Below are 3629 nucleotides of genomic sequence, written 5' to 3'. Positions count from 1 at the left end.
CGGATTGATTTTCGAAGCACAGCAACGAACAGCTTGTAACGGTTGGTCGTCAGCAGTGCAGCGGGTGCTGACATAGGTCTGCCCGAAGTGATCGCTCCATACCCGACATTCACATCAGTCCGTGCCTGTCAGCAAGGTGGCATCGACTGCCACATTCACTGCACCCGTTTTCGATAAAGAGGGGAAGGCTCCTCAGTGAAAGTTTTATGCCAGTTCATTGGAGGAAATTCTCTCAAATGATGCCTGAGTTAAATGTACAATTCAATAGTACATTTTAAGGAGACGGAGATGCAAACACTTCCATTTTCAGAAGCGCGCGCCCAACTGGCAAACGCACTGCGTAGCGTTGAGGCGGGTAATGAACCTTTTTCAATCTCACGACGTGGTCAGGTGGCTGGCGTTTTAATGTCTTTCGAACAATACCAGCGCATGAGTGGTGCAGCAACAGGGTTTGCAGAAAAACTCAAGCAGTGGCGAACGGAACAATTGACAACCCCCGGCGGCATTCCTGAAGACGACCCATTTTCTCATCTGCGTCAAATGGACAATGCGCGGGAGTTTTCCTGGTGAGCACCAATACCTGGATACTCGATACCAACGTACTGTCAGAGGCCGCGCGGCCCACGCCGCATGCCGGTGTGATGGCGAATCTGAGCCGTTATGAAAACGAACTGGCCATCGCCGCACCGGTGTGGCACGAGCTGCGATTTGGTTGGCTGCGCATGCCGGTTGGACAACGTCGCGATGCCATTGGCCGGTTTGTACAAGATGTTGCGGGGCAACTGCCGATCCTTCCCTATGATGCTCAAGCGGCTCGCATCCATGCAGAATTACGAACTCAGCGAGAGCAGTCAGGTCAAACGTTGGCTTTTGTTGACGGGCAAATTGCAGCGATCGCGATCGCCCATGGCGCAACGCTTGTCACTCGCAACACGCGAGATTTTTCCGGGCTGAATGGCCTGCGAATGGTGGATTGGTTCAAGTTGCAATGACCATCTGACAGCGGCCACTGCCTGCCATGATGACGAAGTCAGAAGTCTTGTCCGTTATGGACGGCTATCCACTTTTAAAGCTTACTACCGATTGGGGCGCTCAGGTGACCGCCACGAACGGCTTCTGACTGGGGACAACCTGGGCATCCGGAAAGCTGCCTGCCGTGACTGGCTCCAACGGGTCTTCTGCGATCACTCGCCCAGCCCCCGAAATCCTCTTCCGCATTGGGCTTTGAACGTTTCTTGCGCCAATGGCTTGGTCATACCCCTGGCAGCAAAAAACCCCGTCAGCCGCCAGGACCGAAGGGGTTTTGATGGTGGCGGCGCTTCAGCAGCGCCGCCGAGCTGCCTTACATCAACAGCGCATTCACCCGCTTGACATAAGTCGCCGGGTCCTCCGGCAGGCCGCCTTCGGCCAGCAGGGCCTGGTCGAACAAAATGTGCGCCAGGTCGTTGAAGTGCACCGAGCCGTCGAGCTTTTTCACCAACGCGTGTTCGGCGTTGACTTCGAGCACCGGTTTCACATCGGGCGCAGCCTGGCCGGCCTGCTTGAGCATGCGCGCCAGTTGGGTGCTCATGCCGTGGTCCTGCACCACCAGGCAGGCGGGCGAGTCCACCAGACGCGTGGTCACGCGCACGTCTTCGGCCTTGTCTTTCAGGGCTTCTTTCAGTTTGGCCAGCAGCGGTTTGAAGGCTTCGGCGGCTTCTTCGGCGGCTTTTTTCTCAGCCTCGTCTTGCAGCTTGCCCAGATCGACCGCGCCCTTGGCCACGCTTTGCAGCGGCGTGCCGTCGAAGTCTTGCAGGTAGTTCAGCGCCCACTCATCGACACGGTCGGTCATTAGCAGCACTTCGATGCCCTTCTTCTTGAACACCTCGAGCTGCGGGCTGTTTTTGGCCGCGGCGGCGTTGTCGGCGGTAATGTAGTAGATGGCTTCCTGGCCTTCTTTCATGCGCGCCTTGTAGTCGGCAAAGCTCACGCTCACGGTGTCGGTGGTTGACGTGGCAAAGCGCAACAGCTTGGCAATGCGGTCCTTGTTGGCGTAGTCCTCGCCCAGGCCTTCCTTGAGCACGGCACCGAATTCGTTGTAGAACTTGGTGAACTTGCCTGCGTTGGCGGCGGCCTCGGCTTTTTCTTCCTCGGTGACGACATCGGTGACACCCTCCGCAGATGTGGTTGCCTCGGGCAACTTGTCATGTTTGGCCAGGTCTTCGAGCATACCGAGCACGCGCTTGGTGCAGCCTTCGCGGATGGCTTTCACGTCGCGGCTTTCCTGCAGCAGTTCGCGGCTCACGTTGAGCGGCAGGTCGCTGGAATCGACCACGCCCTTGACAAAACGCAGGTAGGTGGGCAACAGCGCCTCGGCGTCGTCCATGATGAAAACGCGCTTCACATAGAGCTTGACGCCGGCCGATTTTTCGCGGTTGTACAGGTCGAACGGTGCTTTGCCGGGAATGTACAAAAGTTGGGTGTATTCGGTGCTGCCCTCGACGCGGTTGTGGGTGTAGGCCAGCGGCGCCTCAAAGTCGTGGCTGATCTGCTTGTAGAACTCGGTGTACTCGTCTGGCGTGATGTCTTTTTTGGTACGCGCCCAGATGGCGTTGGCCTTGTTGACGGTTTCCCATTCACCGGTCTTGACCATGGCGCCGGGTTGACGGCCGCCGTTTTCGTCGTTGGGGTTGATGAGCTCGCCGTCTTTCCACTCTTCCTTTTCCATCAAAATGGGCAGGCTGATGTGGTCGGAGTATTTGTTGATGATGCCCTTGACTTTCCAGGCGCTGCAATAGTCCATGGCATCGTCGCGCAGGTGCAAAATCACGCTGGTGCCGCGCTCGGCTCGGGTGATGTTTTCCACCTCGAAGTCGCCGGTGCCACCGCTGATCCAGCGCACGCCTTCGTCTGCCTTCATGCCGGCGCGACGCGACTCGACCGTGATCTTGTCGGCCACGATGAAGCCCGAATAAAAGCCCACGCCGAACTGGCCGATCAGTTGCGAGTCGGCCTTCTGGTCGCCACTTAATTTGCTCACAAAGTCCTTGGTGCCGCTCTTGGCAATGGTGCCGAGGTGGTCAATGGCTTCCTGAGTGCTCATGCCGATGCCGTTGTCGGTGATGGTGAGCGTCTTGGCGTCTTTGTCAAACGTGACCTTGACCTTGAGGTCGGTGTCGTTCTCGTACAAGCCGCCATCGTTGATGGCCTCGAAGCGCAGTTTGTCGCAGGCGTCAGATGCGTTGCTGATGAGCTCGCGCAGGAAAATTTCTTTGTTGGAGTACAGCGAATGGGTCACGAGGTGCAACAGTTGCGCGACTTCGGTCTGGAAGGAAAGGGTTTGTTTGGTCATGGGAGGTGCTTGGGTTTAAAAAATGGGTCACTGCCTGACAGTATCGGGCACTTGGGGAGAATGCTAAATAGGGGCAAAGGCGTGGGTTTCAAGGGGCGCCGTGAACGGAATCGTCATGGCGAACGCCAGCCTCGTCATTGCGACAGTAGCCGTCATTGCGAACAAAGTGAAGCAATCCATGACTTCCAACAGCATAGACTGCCGCGCTACGCTTTCCATGAACAGCCCCGTCATTGCGAACGCAGTGACGCAATCCATGCCCCCAAACTGCCTGGACTGCCGCGCTACGCTCGCAGTG

4 protein-coding genes are annotated in these 3629 nt (G+C 57.2%); 3 read left to right on the top strand and 1 reads right to left on the bottom strand.

From position 1 onward, the window contains the following. Positions 1–288 precede the first annotated feature (288 nt). Both IBX54_RS13500 and IBX54_RS13495 read left to right on the top strand, forming a co-directional pair. The gene (locus IBX54_RS13500; RefSeq protein ID WP_296543177.1) at positions 289–570 is read left to right on the top strand and encodes a type II toxin-antitoxin system Phd/YefM family antitoxin; all 282 of its coding nucleotides are present in this window, start codon (positions 289–291) and stop codon (positions 568–570) included. Then, positions 567–992, top strand: a complete 426-nt coding sequence (locus IBX54_RS13495) for a type II toxin-antitoxin system VapC family toxin (RefSeq protein ID WP_296543176.1) — start codon at positions 567–569, stop codon at positions 990–992. Before IBX54_RS13500 ends, IBX54_RS13495 begins: the two co-directional genes overlap by 4 nt. Positions 993–1342: 350 nt before the next feature. Here the strand turns inward: IBX54_RS13495 and htpG are convergent, their stop codons facing one another. Then, the gene (gene htpG / locus IBX54_RS13490) at positions 1343–3331 is read right to left on the bottom strand and encodes a molecular chaperone HtpG (RefSeq protein WP_296543175.1); all 1989 of its coding nucleotides are present in this window, start codon (positions 3329–3331) and stop codon (positions 1343–1345) included. A 100-nt stretch (positions 3332–3431) separates the two neighbouring features. Between htpG and IBX54_RS13485 the strand changes: the two genes are divergently transcribed. Continuing rightward, the coding region (locus IBX54_RS13485) for a hypothetical protein (RefSeq protein ID WP_296543174.1) at positions 3432–3629 on the top strand (198 nt) is incomplete at its 3' end.

The sequence above is a fragment of the Rhodoferax sp. genome (genome assembly GCF_014859475.1).
GTDB lineage: Bacteria > Pseudomonadota > Gammaproteobacteria > Burkholderiales > Burkholderiaceae_C > Rhodoferax.
Note: the sequence above shows the minus strand (reverse complement) of the source record. Positions and strands in the feature narration are given on the sequence as shown.